The organism is Dyella sp. CR10 (assembly GCF_055814425.1).
Genome location: NZ_CP185986.1, coordinates 20479 through 34368 on the forward strand (window position 1 = coordinate 20479; position 13890 = coordinate 34368).

Annotated in this window: 11 protein-coding genes; 6 read left to right on the forward strand and 5 right to left on the reverse strand. The window is 66.3% G+C overall.

The window, feature by feature from the left end; translation table 11 throughout:
• Positions 1–45 precede the first annotated feature (45 nt).
• Both ACNR9O_RS00095 and ACNR9O_RS00100 read left to right on the forward strand, forming a co-directional pair.
• The gene (locus tag ACNR9O_RS00095; protein ID WP_473684175.1) at positions 46–1008 is read left to right on the forward strand and encodes a glutathione S-transferase family protein; all 963 of its coding nucleotides are present in this window, start codon (positions 46–48) and stop codon (positions 1006–1008) included.
• Between the two features lie 59 nt (positions 1009–1067).
• The gene (locus ACNR9O_RS00100; protein ID WP_473684174.1) at positions 1068–1697 is read left to right on the forward strand and encodes a DUF4126 domain-containing protein; all 630 of its coding nucleotides are present in this window, start codon (positions 1068–1070) and stop codon (positions 1695–1697) included.
• Positions 1698–1759: 62 nt separating this feature from the next.
• On the opposite strand, the gene ACNR9O_RS00105 is transcribed toward ACNR9O_RS00100, so the two are convergent.
• Complete coding sequence (locus ACNR9O_RS00105) at positions 1760–3523, reverse strand: M1 family metallopeptidase (protein WP_473684173.1); 1764 nt, start codon at positions 3521–3523, stop codon at positions 1760–1762.
• Between the two features lie 223 nt (positions 3524–3746).
• Here ACNR9O_RS00105 and ACNR9O_RS00110 point away from each other — a divergent pair, with 223 nt between their 5' ends.
• The gene (locus ACNR9O_RS00110; protein WP_473684171.1) at positions 3747–4112 is read left to right on the forward strand and encodes a DUF559 domain-containing protein; all 366 of its coding nucleotides are present in this window, start codon (positions 3747–3749) and stop codon (positions 4110–4112) included.
• 63 nt (positions 4113–4175) lie between these two features.
• Here the strand turns inward: ACNR9O_RS00110 and ACNR9O_RS00115 are convergent, their stop codons facing one another.
• The 4 genes from ACNR9O_RS00115 to ACNR9O_RS00130 all read right to left on the reverse strand — a co-directional run bounded on the left by ACNR9O_RS00115 (position 4176) and on the right by ACNR9O_RS00130 (position 9667).
• On the reverse strand, positions 4176–5555 hold the full coding sequence (locus ACNR9O_RS00115; protein WP_473684169.1) for a leucyl aminopeptidase family protein: 1380 nt from the start codon (positions 5553–5555) through the stop codon (positions 4176–4178).
• A gap of 275 nt (positions 5556–5830) precedes the next feature.
• On the reverse strand, positions 5831–6529 hold the full coding sequence (locus tag ACNR9O_RS00120; RefSeq protein WP_473684167.1) for an HAD family hydrolase: 699 nt from the start codon (positions 6527–6529) through the stop codon (positions 5831–5833).
• 5 nt (positions 6530–6534) lie between these two features.
• Positions 6535–7812, reverse strand: a complete 1278-nt coding sequence (locus ACNR9O_RS00125) for a LysM peptidoglycan-binding domain-containing protein (RefSeq protein ID WP_473684165.1) — start codon at positions 7810–7812, stop codon at positions 6535–6537.
• A 481-nt stretch (positions 7813–8293) separates the two neighbouring features.
• On the reverse strand, positions 8294–9667 hold the full coding sequence (locus ACNR9O_RS00130) for a DegQ family serine endoprotease (RefSeq protein ID WP_473684163.1): 1374 nt from the start codon (positions 9665–9667) through the stop codon (positions 8294–8296).
• A gap of 504 nt (positions 9668–10171) precedes the next feature.
• Between ACNR9O_RS00130 and ACNR9O_RS00135 the strand changes: the two genes are divergently transcribed.
• The 3 genes from ACNR9O_RS00135 to ACNR9O_RS00145 all read left to right on the forward strand — a co-directional run bounded on the left by ACNR9O_RS00135 (position 10172) and on the right by ACNR9O_RS00145 (position 13862).
• A complete protein-coding gene (locus ACNR9O_RS00135; protein WP_473684161.1) occupies positions 10172–12334 on the forward strand; it encodes an adenosylcobalamin-dependent ribonucleoside-diphosphate reductase in 2163 nt (720 codons plus the stop codon).
• A gap of 115 nt (positions 12335–12449) precedes the next feature.
• The gene (locus tag ACNR9O_RS00140) at positions 12450–12983 is read left to right on the forward strand and encodes a hypothetical protein (protein ID WP_473684159.1); all 534 of its coding nucleotides are present in this window, start codon (positions 12450–12452) and stop codon (positions 12981–12983) included.
• Between the two features lie 102 nt (positions 12984–13085).
• Positions 13086–13862, forward strand: a complete 777-nt coding sequence (locus ACNR9O_RS00145) for a TSCPD domain-containing protein (protein ID WP_473684157.1) — start codon at positions 13086–13088, stop codon at positions 13860–13862.
• Positions 13863–13890: the final 28 nt, after the last annotated feature.

The following is a 13890-nucleotide window of genomic DNA, read 5'->3' on the forward strand; positions in this document are numbered from 1 at the left end:
TCATACGGACGGTCCCCATCCCGGCGCAGTACAAAGGGAGGCGTCATGATCGAGCTCTACAAGCTGCACTGGTCGCACTACGTGGAAAAAGTGCGTTGGGCCTTGGACTTCAAACGGCTGCCCTGGCAGGGCATCGACATCGTTGCATTCACCAAGAAGGAAATGCGGCGGTTCGACTGCCCGCAAACGGTGCCGCTGATCCACGACACCGCCACGAGCGTGGCCATCAGCGATTCCTCGCCGATCATCCGCTACCTGGAGGACACCTATCCGGAGCCGCGGCTGTTTCCCGCCGAGCCGGCGGATCGCGACGAGGTGTGGCAGTGGATGCTCCGGCTCGATTCCACGCTTGGTCTCTACGCGCGCCGCCTCGGCTATACGCAGCTCATCATGGAATGCCCCCAGACGCTGGCGCAGCTGTTCATGCCCAACGTCTGCGGCGGCCTGTTCACTCGCCGCGGCTGGCGCCGGCTGGCCGCCCCGGTGCTGGGCATGATGCTGACCCTGCGCTTTCGCTTCCATCGCAATCGGCAAGATCGCATCTACGAAAAACTGGAAGCGCTGCTGCTTCCCATCGAACGTCAATTGGCACGCGAAGGTTTCCTGGCAGGCGGTCGCTTCACCGCGGCGGATCTCACGCTGGCCTCGCTGCTGCGCCCGTTGCGCATCGTTCCGCATTTCAGCCACCACCCGCGTTTGCAGGCGCTGTTCGTATGGCAGGAGCAGCTGTTCCGCGCCCATGGCCGCGACGTCACCTTCCCCTATGAAGACGCCATCCGCGAGGCACGGCAGCGCCGCGGCACCATGCGTGGCCTGGTGAGCTGGATGAAAACGCGCGCCGACGCGGGTCTCGATACGGCCGAGGCGATGCTGCAGGTCGCAAAGAACGACCAGCAGCCGGTCAGTCGCTGGACCCTGATCACCGGCCTGCCGGCCTATCTCAAGTTGCGCTGGTTCAACGGTATCGGCCGGATGCCCTACGCACCACCGGTGTATAGCGCCGGATGAGGTGGACTTGCCGCCCCGCCGGGCGTACATAGGCGCTGCCCCTTTCGCTTGAGGCCGCCATGGACACGTTATCGAACGTCGCGCTCGCCGGCGGCCTGGCCTGGGCCAGCGGCATCCGCCTCTACGCCACCGTGTTCCTGGCCGGCCTGCTCGGCCGCCTCGGCTATGTGCATCTGCCGCCGGGCCTGGACGTGCTCGCCGACAGCTGGATGCTCGGCATCTCCGGCGTGCTGATGGTCGGGGAATTCCTGGCCGACAAGGTGCCCGCCTTCGACAGCGTGTGGGATGCCATCCACACCTTCATTCGCATCCCCGCCGGCACGCTGCTGGCCTGGGGCGTCTTCAAGGATGCCTCGCCCGCGATGCAGACCGCCGCGGCCTTGCTCGGCGGCGCGCTGGTATCGGGCACACACCTGACCAAGGCCGGCGGCCGCGCGCTCATCAATACCTCGCCGGAGCCCTTCAGCAACTGGGGCGCCAGCGTGGGCGAAGACCTCACCTGGGCCGGCATGTTCTACCTGATGTGGCAGCACCCGATGGCGCTGCTGGTGGTGCTGGGTCTGTTCGTGCTGCTGATGCTGTGGCTGCTGCCGAAAATCGTGCGCGGCCTGCGCGCGGTATTCCGAACGTTGCGCCGCCTGTTCGGCGCAACGGAGCCAGTACCTCTGGAACGCCTGCCGCCCCCGTGAGTCCCGACGCCGGTTGGGGTGAGCCGCGCCGGCGACCCCCAACCCGCGCAAGGCAGCGAAGCTCAGCCCTTCTTCTCCGCCGCCTTCTTCTTGTCCTTCTCCATCTGCTCCTTCCGCCACTGCTGGAACTCCGGAATATGCGGCAGCTCGCGCAGCACCTTGCTGCGCGGATCGACGATCACCAGTGCGCCGGCTGGCGCCGCCAGCGTGCCGCTGCCGTTGGTCATCGGCAGCGTGTGCAAGGTGTCGCCCACCTGTACTTCCACGGGCAGCGGGAACGGCTTGTCGTGCGGCACTTTCCAGCGCACCGTCAGCGTGTCGCCCTCGTGCTTGACGTCCAGCGCCGGCAGCGCGGCTTCGTACAGGTACACGTCGAAGAACCAGCGCAGGTCCTTGCCCGTCACCTGATTCACGATGTCGATGTAGTCGCGCGTAGTCGCGTAATGCGGCGCGAAATTGCCGGGCTTCGGGTCCATCCGCCCGTACACCAGCTGGCGCACCGTCTCGAAGAACGCCTTGTCGCCGATCAGCTGCCGCAGCGTGTGCAGCATCAGCGAGCCCTTGTAGTAGATGTCGTTGCCCGGCCCGTGGTCGGCGTCGTACACCTCATGCTCGAACTGGCTGCGCCCCGCCACGACAGGGTAGGTGTTCATCACTGCCCTGCGCTCGGTCTGCAGCATCGCGAAGTAGGGCATGTCGCCGTAGAGGTATTGCCCGTACAGCGGCTGCATGTAGGTGCCGAAGCTCTCGTGGATCCACATGTCGTCCCAGTCGGCGTTGGTCACCTGGTTGCCGAACCACTCGTGGGAAAACTCGTGCTGCAGCAGCCAGTCGAAACCGAACTCGCTGCGCGGATAGCCATTGCCGTAGGCGTTGATGGTCTGGTGCTCCATGCCCAGGTGCGGCGTTTCCACCACGCCCATCTTTTCGTCGCCGAACGGATAGGGGCCGATCTGCTCCTCGAAGAAATCCAGCATGCGCGGGAACTCGCCGAACAGCTGCTTGGCTTGCGCCTCGTGGCCGCGCAGGTACCACATCTGCATCGGGATGGTGTTGCCGTAGCGGCTCTTGTAGTCGCCCTTGAGCACGTCGAACGGGCCGATGTTGAGCGAGATCGCGTACGTCGTCGGGTGCTTGGCCCGCCAGTGATAGATGTGGTTGGCGCCTTTGTCCTTGATGTCCACCAGCGTGCCGTTGCCCGGTGCGGCCAGCGACTTGGGCACGGTGATGTAGGTGTCCACCAGGTCCGGCTTGCCCATCGGATGGTCGATGCACGGCCAGAACAGATCGCAGCCTTCGCCTTCCACCGCGGTGGCGACCCACGGCTGGCCGTCCTCGGTCTTGGACCAGACGAAGCCGCCATCCCACGGCGCGCGCTTGGCCACATGCGGCTTGCCGCCGTAGCGAATGTCCACCGTGGCCTTGTCGCCCTTCGCCAGCGGCTTTGTCAGGGAAATCCGCAGACGGCCGTCAGGGTTGCTCCATGCCGTGCTGGCCAGCGCCTTGCCGTCCAGCGTGATGGCGCTGATCGTGAAGTTGGGGTCCAGGTCCAGCAGCAGCACGTCCGTCGCCTCGCGCGCGCTGAAGGTCAGGCGGGCGGTGGCGTCCAGCGTCTGCTTGGCGATGTCCGGCGCGAAATGCAGCTCGGCATGATCGAAGTTCAGCCGTTTCTGCTCGGCTGGCATCGGCCCGCCGGAGCGCTGCGTCTGTGCGCTGAGCGGCGGCTGCTCCGGCGCCTTGGCCGGCGTGTCGGCGGCCAGCGCGGCGTGCGTGCCGAGCAGGGTGGCCAGGCCCAGGGCGAGCAGGCGAGGGCGAAGGATCGGCATGGACGGCTCCCTATGGACAAAGCTCATAGCATGGCAGCGAACTCCCGGGGGCGACATCGCCGAAGGTCATACCCACGCGATGGCGGTCCGCGCCGTCGGCGGCGTGGCGTATCGCCCGCCCTGCCTGTCGGTGTGGGCTGACGCCGTGCGGCTCGTGCGGCCGATGGTGGGGCACGGCCCCGGGGCGGCTAACTCTCCTGCAGTCCATCGCAAGGAGCGACCCATGCACTACCTACGCCGCCAGATCGAACGCCGCCAGGATCACTACCTCCACGCCGAACGCCATCTGTGGCTGGCCCTGCAAGGCGAGATCAGCGTCCGTTACCGCTTCCGCCGCCATCACCTCATCGGGGGCTATCTGGTCGACATGGTGTGCATTCCCGGACGGCTGATCGTGGAGATCGACGACGGCCGCGTGAAGGCTGCACCGTCCTACCATTCCGCCCGCGCCGCGGTGCTGGAACAGCTCGGCTACCGCCTGCGCCGCTTCCAGAGCGAGGAAGTGCTGTTGCGCGAGCCGCGCGTGCTGGCCGAGATCTGGCGCGAGCTGGGGCGCGAGAAGCGGATGCCGCGGCTGGTCTCGATGTGATCCGCACCGCGCAAAAAAAATGGCCCGCCGATCGGCGGGCCATGTTCCCACGAGAGCCGGACTTCAGCGTGGTGCGTACCGTTGCTGCAGCAACGCGAACATCGCGCGCAGGCCCATCGCCTCGCCGCCGCGCGGGCGGCCCGGACGGTCGCCGTCGTTCCATGCGTAGGTATCCAGGTGCAGCCACGGCGTGCCGTCGGCCACGAAGCGCTCCAGGTACAGCGCCGCGGTGATCGCGCCGGCGTGCCGCGAGGCGCCGCTGTTGGCGAAGTCGGCGAGGTACGACTCCAGCATCTTCCGGTACGGCCGCCACAGCGGCAGGCGCCACAGCGGGTCGTTGGTCGCACGGCCGGCGGCCAGCGCCTGCTCGGCCAGCTCGTCACGGTTGGCGAACAGCGCCGGCAGGTCCGGGCCCAGCGCCACGCGCGCGGCGCCGGTCAGCGTGGCGAAGTCCACGATCAGGTCCGGCTGCTGCTCGCCGGCGTAGGCCAGCGCGTCGCACAGCACCAGGCGGCCCTCGGCGTCGGTGTTGTCGATCTCCACGCTGTGGCCGGCGCGCGTAACCACTACTTCGCCCGGACGCAGCGCGTTGCCGCTCACCGCGTTCTCCACCGCGGGGATCAGCAAGGTCAGGCGCACCGGCAGCTTCGCTTCCATGATCAGGCGCGCCAGCGCGATCGCGTGCGCGGCGCCGCCCATATCCTTCTTCATCCAGCGCATGCCGTCGGCCGGCTTCAGGTCCAGACCGCCGGTGTCGAAGCACACGCCCTTGCCGATCACCACCAGCTTCGGATCGCCGTTCTTGCCCCAGCTCAGCTCCACGAGGCGCGGCGAGCGGTGGCTGGCGCGGCCCACGGCGTGGATGGTGGGGAAGTTGTCCTTGAGCAGTTCGTCGCCCACCCACTCGCGCACCTTCGCCTTGTGCGCCTTGCCCAGCTGGTTCACCGCTTCGGCGAGCTGCTTGGGGCCCATGTCTTCGGTCGGGGTGTTGACCAGGTCGCGCACCTGCGCGGTCGCTTCCACCAGCGGCGTCAGCGTCTTCAGCTCGGCGGCCGGCACGGCCAGCGTCGCCGGCGCGCGCCTGGCCTTGCGGTAGCGGGTGAACTCGTAGGCGCCCAGCGCCCAGCCCAGCGCGGCCTGGCCCTTATCGGCCAGCACGCCCTCGTCGGCCAGGTAGTACGTGCCTTCAGGCAGCACGCGGGGCAGGTGAGCGATCGCATTCAGCGCATCGGCCGCATCCACACCCGCCAGCACGCGCGCCAGCTTGCCGTTGGCGTCGGCCAGCAGCGCGATCGTGCCCGGCGCACCCTCGAAGCCGGTCTGCTCCAGCCACCGCCGCTGCGCGGCGCTCAGTCGCTTCTTCGTCGCGGCGAGGCGGCTGGCATCGGTGGTTTCGATGGCGACGCTCTGGCGGTCGCCGGCTTTGCGTTCGATCAGGGACATGAGACTCCATTCGGCGCGCGGCGCGCGCCAGGATTGCGGGACATTAGCGCGCGATGATGCGCGCTTTTTGGTGGAGCGGCGACACCGCTTCGCATCCTCTCCCCTCAACGCCGCTCCCTCTCCCCTCTGGGGAGAGGGCTGGGGTGAGGGGCCGGGCGGAGCGTAGAAGCGGAGCCTCAAAAAGAGCAGCTAGTCGCTCCGTAGAACCTCTTTCTCGAGCACCCACCCCTCATCCGCCTGTCGGCACCTTCTCCCCGAAGGGGAGAAGGGAGGCACTAGGGGCCGCCTTGCAACGCCAGCCAATCCGCCAGCGCCGCCATATCGGCCAGATCCAGATCCGGCGCCGCCCCCAGCTCTTCCGGCCACGCCACGCGTGCACGATTGATCCATGCCGTCCGCAATCCCGCATCGCGCGCGCCGACCACGTCCAGCACCGGGTCGTCGCCCACGTGCAGGATCTCGCTGGGCGCCACGCCCAGCCGCTCCGCCGCCGTGGAAAAGATGCGCGGGTCGGGCTTGGCGACGCCGGCGTCGCGCGCGCAAATGTGATGCGCGAAATGCGCGCGGATGCCGATCATGTCCAGGTCCGCGTTGCCGTTGGTCAGGCTGGCCACGGGATGGGTCGTGGTGATGCGTTCGAGCGCCGGCAGGCTATCGGCGTACAACTCCACGCTGTTGCGCGCGGTGAAGTAGATGTCCCACAGCACATCCAGCGGCGCCTCGTCCATGCCGCAGGCGGCGAATGCGCGCTGCATGGTCAGGTGGCGCTGGGCGGTGAAATCGTGGGCGAGGTCCAGGCGTTCTTGCGCCACCTGGGCGCGCAGGGCGCGCATGGCCGGGATGGGCCATGCGCGCGCTACGTCGGGATAGTGCTGGCGCAGGTAGGCGTCCAGCTCGCGGTCGGCACGCTCCAGCGCGGGAAGTACTGGCCAGAGCGTGTCGTCCAGGTCCAGCGTGACAGCGCGGATGCGCAAGGGGGTCAGAGACCCACCTTCAGCACCTGGCCGATGCGGACGTTGTCGTTCTTCAGGCTGTTCCAGCTGCGCAGGTCGGCCACGGTCACCGAGTACTTCTTGGCGATCACCGACAGCGTGTCGCCCTTGGTCACGGTGTAGTTCTTGTCCGCGGCCGCCGAGGTGGCGGCGGCGGTCGCGTTCGCGGTGGCGGCGGCGCTGGCTTCGGCCTTCTTCTCGACGTTTTCGGCGTTGCGCGTCTGCATGTCCTGCTTGGACTGCTGGGTCAGCTCCGAGGTCGGCGAGATCGCGGCGCGCGAGGCATACATCGCGCCCGGTGCGGCGACAGGCGTCGGGGTCGGCTCGACCGGCATCGGGCGGGCGCCCACCTCGGCCAGGATCTTCGGACGGCGCGACGCATCCAGCTCGGCCAGCGCCGGGGCTTCGTCGTACGGCACCAGGTCGTGCTTGCGCGCCACGTCGCGCGCCGGCTCGGTCGCCAGGAAGTCCATGAAGTTCTTCAGCTGCTCAGCCTTCGGGCTGCTCTGGCTGGTGATCAGGTAGACCGGGATGAACAGCGGGTAGCTGCCGTCCTTCACCGTCGCCGGGCTCGGCGGCGTGCCGTTGATGCTGATCGCCTTCACCTTGCGGTTGCCGGTGACGCCGGCCAGCGTGGTCACGCCCAGCGCCTTCGGATCCAGCGTCACCGCCTCTTCGAGCTTGGCGGTATTCACGTACAGGCGCGGCGCGGCCACCGGCTGGCTGCCGCGGCCGAACAGCAGCTTGCGCAGGCTGTATTCCACACCGTCGCCCGGGCTGGCCACGGCGTACAGGTTGATCGGCTCGTCATTGCCGCCAACGTCCTTCCAGTTGGTGACCTTGCCGTAGTAGATATCGTGCACCTGCTTGAGCGTCAGGCTGTTCACCGGGTTGGACGGGTAGGTGATCATCACCAGCGCGTCCCACGCGACCGGCGTGAACACCAGGCTGGCTTCGCTGGAGCCGTCCGGGCCGCGGGCCGAGCCGGCGAAGTCCGCCGTGCCCTTGGCCACGGCATCCAGGCCCGAGGCGGTGTTGAATGGCTGCACTTCGATCTTGCCCTTCTTGGACTTCTCGAAGGCTTTGGCCACGTCCGTCACCAGACCGCGCGCGGTGGCGACGTCGCCGCGCCACACCAGCGTGGGGATGGCCGGCGCGGCGGCTTTCTTGGTGGAGGCCTTGGCCTTGGGGGCGGCGTGCACCGCGGTGACGGCGGCGACGCCGAACAGGGCGACGGAAAGGATGCGTGCGAGACGGAAGGACATATGTGTGGGAAACCCCAGGGTTCGACTTAAGAAGGACCGCGTACTGCCGTCATGGCGCGCATGCGTTGGATGAAGCTGCGGTATTTCATCCGGCTGCCTGAGAACAATCAAGCGAATCGATGCGTCATCGGGCCATAAAAAACGCCCGGAATCTCCCTCACCCGGCATCGTGGCGCAAGAAGGCGAAACGGTGGCTGACGGACGGGGTGCATATCAGGGGTTGTTGCGACGCGCGTCGCGGTTCCGTGGCGCGTCTTCACGGAAGTGTGAAAGCCCCACGCCAGCGCACCCTTTACCCCCTCTCCCCTCCGGGGAGAGGGCTGGGGTGAGGGGCCGGGCGGAGCGCGAGGCTGACGTTCGCGGGAAGCCAAAAAACCTCTTTGCTCGTCGCCCCGTCGAACCGCTACCGCGAGCACCCGCCCCTCATCCGCCTGCCGGCACCTTCTCCCCGACGGGGAGAAGGAACTCACGTTGGAATGTCTCAACGCACATCCACATACCGCACGCCATCGTCCCCTGACACCACCAGCACCAGCTGCCGCGGCTTCACCCCCGCCAGCCGCTTCAGCGTCGCCAGGTTCGGAATCCGCGCATTACCCACGCCGATCACGATATCCCCCTCGCTCAACCCCGCCTGCGCGGCGCGGCTGCCGGCCTTCACGCCCTGCACCGCGACGCCCGCCACGCCCTGGCTGCGCAGGTTCTGCGCCAGTTCGCTGAAGGTCACCCCGGCCAGGCGCGCGTCCAGCGTGGCGCCATCCACGCTGGCCAGCTTCTCCGGTGTGAGCTTGGCGGTGACTTCGCGGCTGGTGCCGTTGCGCTGCACGGTCAGCTTCACCGAGCTGCCCACCGGCAGCAGGCCCTCGGCGTTGCGCAGCTCCTGCGCGTTGCGCAGCGGCTTGCCGTCGATGGCGGTGATCACGTCGCCCACCTCGATCTCCGCACCCTCCGCGGCGGAGCCCGTACTCACCCGCGTCACCACCGCGCCGTTGGTGTTCTTCAGGTTCAGCACCTGGGCGATGCGCGGGGTGATGTCCTGCGTCTCCACGCCCAGGTTGCCGCGGCTCACCTTGCCGTGTGCGATCAGCTGCTGCATCACGTCGCGGCTGAGATTGGTGGGGATGGCGAAGCCGATGCCCACGTTGCCGCCCGAGGGCGAGAAGATCATCGTGTTGATGCCCACCAGCTCGCCGCGCAGATTTACCAGCGCGCCGCCGGAGTTGCCGGGATTGATCGAGGCATCGGTCTGGATGAAGTTCTGGTAGCCCGTACCGCCCAGCCCCGAGCGGCCCAGTGCCGACACGATGCCCGATGTCACCGTCTGGCTCAGTCCGAACGGGTCGCCCACCGCCACCACGAAATCGCCCACGCGCAGCTTGCTGGAATCGGCGATCGGCAGCGCCTGCAGCCCCGTGGCCTGGATCTGCACCACCGCCACGTCCGTATCCGGATCGGTACCGATCAGCTTGCCCTTGAAGTCGCGCCCGTCCTGCAGGCTCACCGTGATGTCATCCGCGCCGCCCACCACATGGTTGTTGGTGAGGATGTAGCCCTTGGCCGCATCCACGATCACACCCGACCCCAGGCTCTGCGCCACCCGCTCGCGCTGCTGGCCGGGCAGGCCGAAGAACTGGCGGAACATCGGGTCGTCGAAAAACGGATCGCGCACCTGCACGCGCGTCTTGGTCGAGATGTTCACCACCGCCGGCGTCACCTTCTCCAGCATCGGCGCCAGCGAAGGCAGCGGCTGGCCATCCACCGCGGGCGGCAGAGAGGCATGGCCGGCCAGCGGCACGGCGGCGCCCAGCAGGGCGGCGAACAGGGCAGCAAGCGGACGGATACGGCGATGCGACATGGAAAACGGCTCCCTATCGTTTGGATGTATCGAGATGAATGCGATGGTTCGTAACCAGCGCCAGGCGGCATCTTAAGCCGCTCGGCGCATCACTTTCCGGTGCTCTGCGTGAGGGCGCCGCACGTGTCAGGCAAGCCTGACTTAAGTCTCGGCACGCACCGACACGCCCGCCGAAAACACGCCCACACAGCCACCGGAAAGCCGCTCACTTCGACGCAGCACGACGCCGACAGTTCCGAATGTGATCCCCCTCAAAAATCTTTGACATCGGGCGACCACGGGGGTAACTTGCACCTCCGTTCGCACCACAACATCTTGTGTATAGGCGCCGGCGCTCTAACTAATGCTGGTGCCAAGCTGACAGCTCTAGGGGGAGCTGTCTCAGGACTCGGCAGGGGGACGTCAGGCACGGCCTCGCACAGAGCGACGTACGAGCGGGCGATCACACCAAGACAAGAAGAAACCAACGGGGCCGTGAGGCCAAACCGGGAGGTCAGGAAGCCGATGAGCACTGTGCGTGCACCAGCCGTGGGTCCGGAAATCAATCGAGATGGCGTCGCCATGATTCCGCTGCAGCCTGCGTCCTACGACATCTGGGACAAGAAGTACCGACTGAAGGCCAAGACCGGCGAGCCGGTCGACGGCAACGTCGATGAAACCTATCAGCGCATCGCGCGCGCGCTCGCCGAAGTGGAAGCCACGCCGGAGCTGCGCCAGCACTGGTTCGAGCGCTTCCTGTGGGCGCTGCGCCGCGGCGCCATTCCGGCCGGCCGCATCACCTCCAACGCGGGCGCGCTGGAGCACAAGCCGGCCACGTCCACGATCAACTGCACCGTGTCCGGCACCATCCACGACTCCATGGACGACATCCTGGAGAAGGTGCACGAAGCGGGCCTCACCCTGAAGGCCGGCTGCGGCATCGGCTACGAGTTCTCGACGCTGCGTCCGCGCGGCGCGTACGTCTCGGGCGCTGGCGCCTACACCAGCGGCCCGCTGTCCTTCATGGATATCTACGACAAGATGTGCTTCACCGTCTCGTCCGCCGGCGGTCGCCGCGGCGCGCAGATGGGCACGTTCGACGTCAGCCATCCGGACGTGAAGGAATTCATCCGCGCCAAGCGCGAAGACGGCCGCCTGCGCCAGTTCAACCTGAGCCTGCTCATCACCGACGGCTTCATGCAGGCGGTGGAGCACGACCAGGATTGGCCGCTGGTCTTCCCGGTGCACGTGAAGGAACAGACCGAGGTCGATCTCAACGATCCGGCCCAGGTCGTGTGGCGCGAGTGGCCCACCCACCAGAACTACGTGTCCCGCGAGGACGGCCTGGTCGCCTGCAAGATCTACGGCCACATCCGCGCCCGCCACCTGTGGGACATGATCATGGTCTCGACGTACGACTACGCCGAGCCCGGGTTCATCCTGATCGACAAGGTCAACGAGATGAACAACAACTGGTGGTGCGAGCACATCCGCGCCACCAACCCCTGCGGCGAGCAGCCCCTGCCGCCGTACGGCTCGTGCCTGCTCGGCTCGATCAACCTCACCACCTTCGTGCGCGATCCCTTCGGCCCCAAAGCCCGCTTCGACTGGGACGAATACCGCGAAGTGGTGAAGGTGTTCACCCGCATGCTCGACAACGTGGTGGAGATCAACGGCCTGCCGCTGGAACAGCAGCGCAACGAGATCCTCTCCAAGCGCCGCCACGGCATGGGCTTCCTGGGGCTGGGTTCCACCATCACCATGCTCAAGATGCGCTACGGCAACGCCGACGCGGTGGCCTTCACCGAGGACGTCTCGCGCGAAATGGCCGTGGCCGGCTGGGAAGTGGCGCTGGACCTGGCCAAGGAAAAGGGCCCCGCCCCGATCCTCGCCCAGGAGTTCACTGTCACCGGCGACATGCTGCGCAAGCGCCCGGAAATGGTCGCCGACGGCTGGAAAGTGGGCGACGCCATCCCCGGCCGCGTGCTGCACGCCAAGTACAGCCGCTACATGCAGCGCGTGGCCTCGGTGGCCCCCAACCTCGTGGCTGAGCTCGCCGAAGTCGGCGCCCGCTTCACCCACCACAGCTCGATCGCGCCCACCGGCACCATCTCGCTCTCGCTGGCCAACAATGCCAGCAACGGCATCGAGCCGAGCTTTGCCCACCACTATTCGCGCAATGTCATCCGCGAAGGCCGCAAGACCAAGGAAAAGGTCGAGGTGTACAGCTACGAGCTGCTCGCCTACCGCGGCCTGATCAACGCCGCCGCCATGCCGTTCACCGACGACCCCCTGGCCAAGCTGCCGGATTACTTCGTCGCCGCCGACGACATCACGCCCAAAGAGCACGTGGATATCCAGGCCGCCTCGCAGAAATGGATCGATTCCTCGATCTCCAAGACCGCGAACGTGCCGACCGACTATCCGTACGAAGATTTCAAGGACATCTACTTCTACGCCTATAAACAGGGCCTCAAAGGCTGCACCACCTTCCGTTTCAACCCTGCCGCATTCCAGGGTGTGCTCGTGAAGGAAGCCGATCTTGAGAGCACCCTCTACCGCTTCGAATTGGAAGACGGTAGCGTTATCGAACTGAAAGGCAACGAAGAAGTGGAATACGACGGGGAGCTGCATACCGCCGCAAACCTTTTTGATGCCTTGAAGGAAGGCTATTACGGCAAGTTCTGAGTAAAGGCCGGCGGTTGCTTTGCAACCGTCGGCCTGTGCCCGGTGAGCTGTTTTGACGCCTTGATACACGCAGGCCCACGCCAAGTACTGAACTCACGTCGGAGGGGAAACCCAGATGTCCATTGATACCGATTTCGATTCGATTGCCACCCCGGCCGCGCCGGAAGTCCCGGCTGCTGCCGAAGCCCCGGCCGCCCCCAAGAAGGCGCGCAAGACGGCCAAGAAGGCTGCCAAGAAGGCCGCTCCGGCCAAGAAGGCGGCTAAGAAGGCCGTCAAGAAGGCTGCGAAGAAAGCCGCAGGCAAGAAGACTGCCAAGAAAGCCGCCAAGAAGGCGGTGAAGAAGGCTGGCGCCAAGAAGACGGCCAAGAAGGCCGTCAAGAAAGCCGCTGCCAAGAAGGTCGCCAAGAAGGCGGTCAAGAAGGCCGGCGCCAAGAAGACCGCCAAGAAGGCCGTGAAGAAGACGGCCCGCAAGGCTGCAAAGAAGGTCAGCAGCAAGAAGACGGCCAAAAAGGCCGTGAAGAAGACGGCCAAGAAGGCCGCAGGTAAGAAGGTCGCCAAGAAGGCGGTCAAGAGGTCCACTGCCAGCAAGAAGGCAGCCGTCAAGTCCGCGCGCAAGCCGGCCAAGAAGGTCGCCCGCAAGAAGAAGTAAGCCGTACCGCGTACCGGCCCGGCGTTCGCGCCGGGCCGGTGCCGTTTCAAGGCTCCTGCGCGCCACCGTTCTCCCGCCAACACTGAAAAAAGAAGCATCCCCATGGCGATCAAGATCGAAAAGAAGATCAAGGGCTACAACGTCGTCAAGCCCGAGGACAAGGCCGCGCCCGCAGTAGCCGCCGCTCCCGCCGCGCCTAAAGAGGCGCCCAAGGCGGAAGTCATCCAGATGCACGAGAGCCTGGAGCGCCCCGACACGCTCGTCGGCTCCACCTACAAGATCAAGTCGCCGCTGTTCGAGCATGCGTTGTACGTCACCGTCAACGACATCGTGCTCAACGCCGGCACGCCCCACGAGCAGCGCCGCCCCTTCGAGATCTTCATCAACTCGAAGAACATGGACCACTTCCAGTGGATCGTCGCGCTCACCCGCATCATCTCCGCCGTGTTCCGCAAGGGCGGCGACGTCACCTTCCTGGTGGAAGAGATGAAAGCGGTGTTCGACCCCCGCGGCGGCTACTTCAAGCCCGGCGGCATCTACATGCCCAGCATCGTCGCCGAGATCGGCGCGGTGATCGAGCAGCATATGAAGACCATCGGCCTGATCCACGATCCGGAGATGGATGAGTCGACCAAGCGGTTGATTGCCGAGAAACGCGCTGCCTATGAGGCTGGCGCGGCAAAAAAAAACGGTGACGTGAGCCAGGTGGCGCCGGTGGGTGGCGCTGCGGCGTCCGCTGCCGCCGATACGGTCGCTAGCGATTCAAGCAATGGGTTCCCGCCGGGGGCGACCTTGTGCGCCAAGTGCAATACGAAGGCGCTGGTGCTGATGGATGGGTGTCAGACTTGTTTGAATTGTGGGTATAGCAAGTGTGGGTAACCACGCAATAAACAGGCACTCTTCATAT

Bases quoted from the DNA above. Each gene is read 5' to 3' on its own strand.
- ACNR9O_RS00125 (WP_473684165.1), bottom strand. From the start codon at position 7,812: ATGTCCTTCCGTCTCGCACGCATCCTTTCCGTCGCCCTGTTCGGCGTC.
- ACNR9O_RS00140 (WP_473684159.1), top strand. From the start codon at position 12,450: ATGTCCATTGATACCGATTTCGATTCGATTGCCACCCCGGCCGCGCCG.
- ACNR9O_RS00115 (WP_473684169.1), bottom strand. From the start codon at position 5,555: ATGTCCCTGATCGAACGCAAAGCCGGCGACCGCCAGAGCGTCGCCATC.
- ACNR9O_RS00135 (WP_473684161.1), top strand. From the start codon at position 10,172: ATGAGCACTGTGCGTGCACCAGCCGTGGGTCCGGAAATCAATCGAGAT.
- ACNR9O_RS00130 (WP_473684163.1), bottom strand. From the start codon at position 9,667: ATGTCGCATCGCCGTATCCGTCCGCTTGCTGCCCTGTTCGCCGCCCTG.
- ACNR9O_RS00105 (WP_473684173.1), bottom strand. From the start codon at position 3,523: ATGCCGATCCTTCGCCCTCGCCTGCTCGCCCTGGGCCTGGCCACCCTG.
- ACNR9O_RS00095 (WP_473684175.1), top strand. From the start codon at position 46: ATGATCGAGCTCTACAAGCTGCACTGGTCGCACTACGTGGAAAAAGTG.
- ACNR9O_RS00100 (WP_473684174.1), top strand. From the start codon at position 1,068: ATGGACACGTTATCGAACGTCGCGCTCGCCGGCGGCCTGGCCTGGGCC.
- ACNR9O_RS00110 (WP_473684171.1), top strand. From the start codon at position 3,747: ATGCACTACCTACGCCGCCAGATCGAACGCCGCCAGGATCACTACCTC.
- ACNR9O_RS00145 (WP_473684157.1), top strand. From the start codon at position 13,086: ATGGCGATCAAGATCGAAAAGAAGATCAAGGGCTACAACGTCGTCAAG.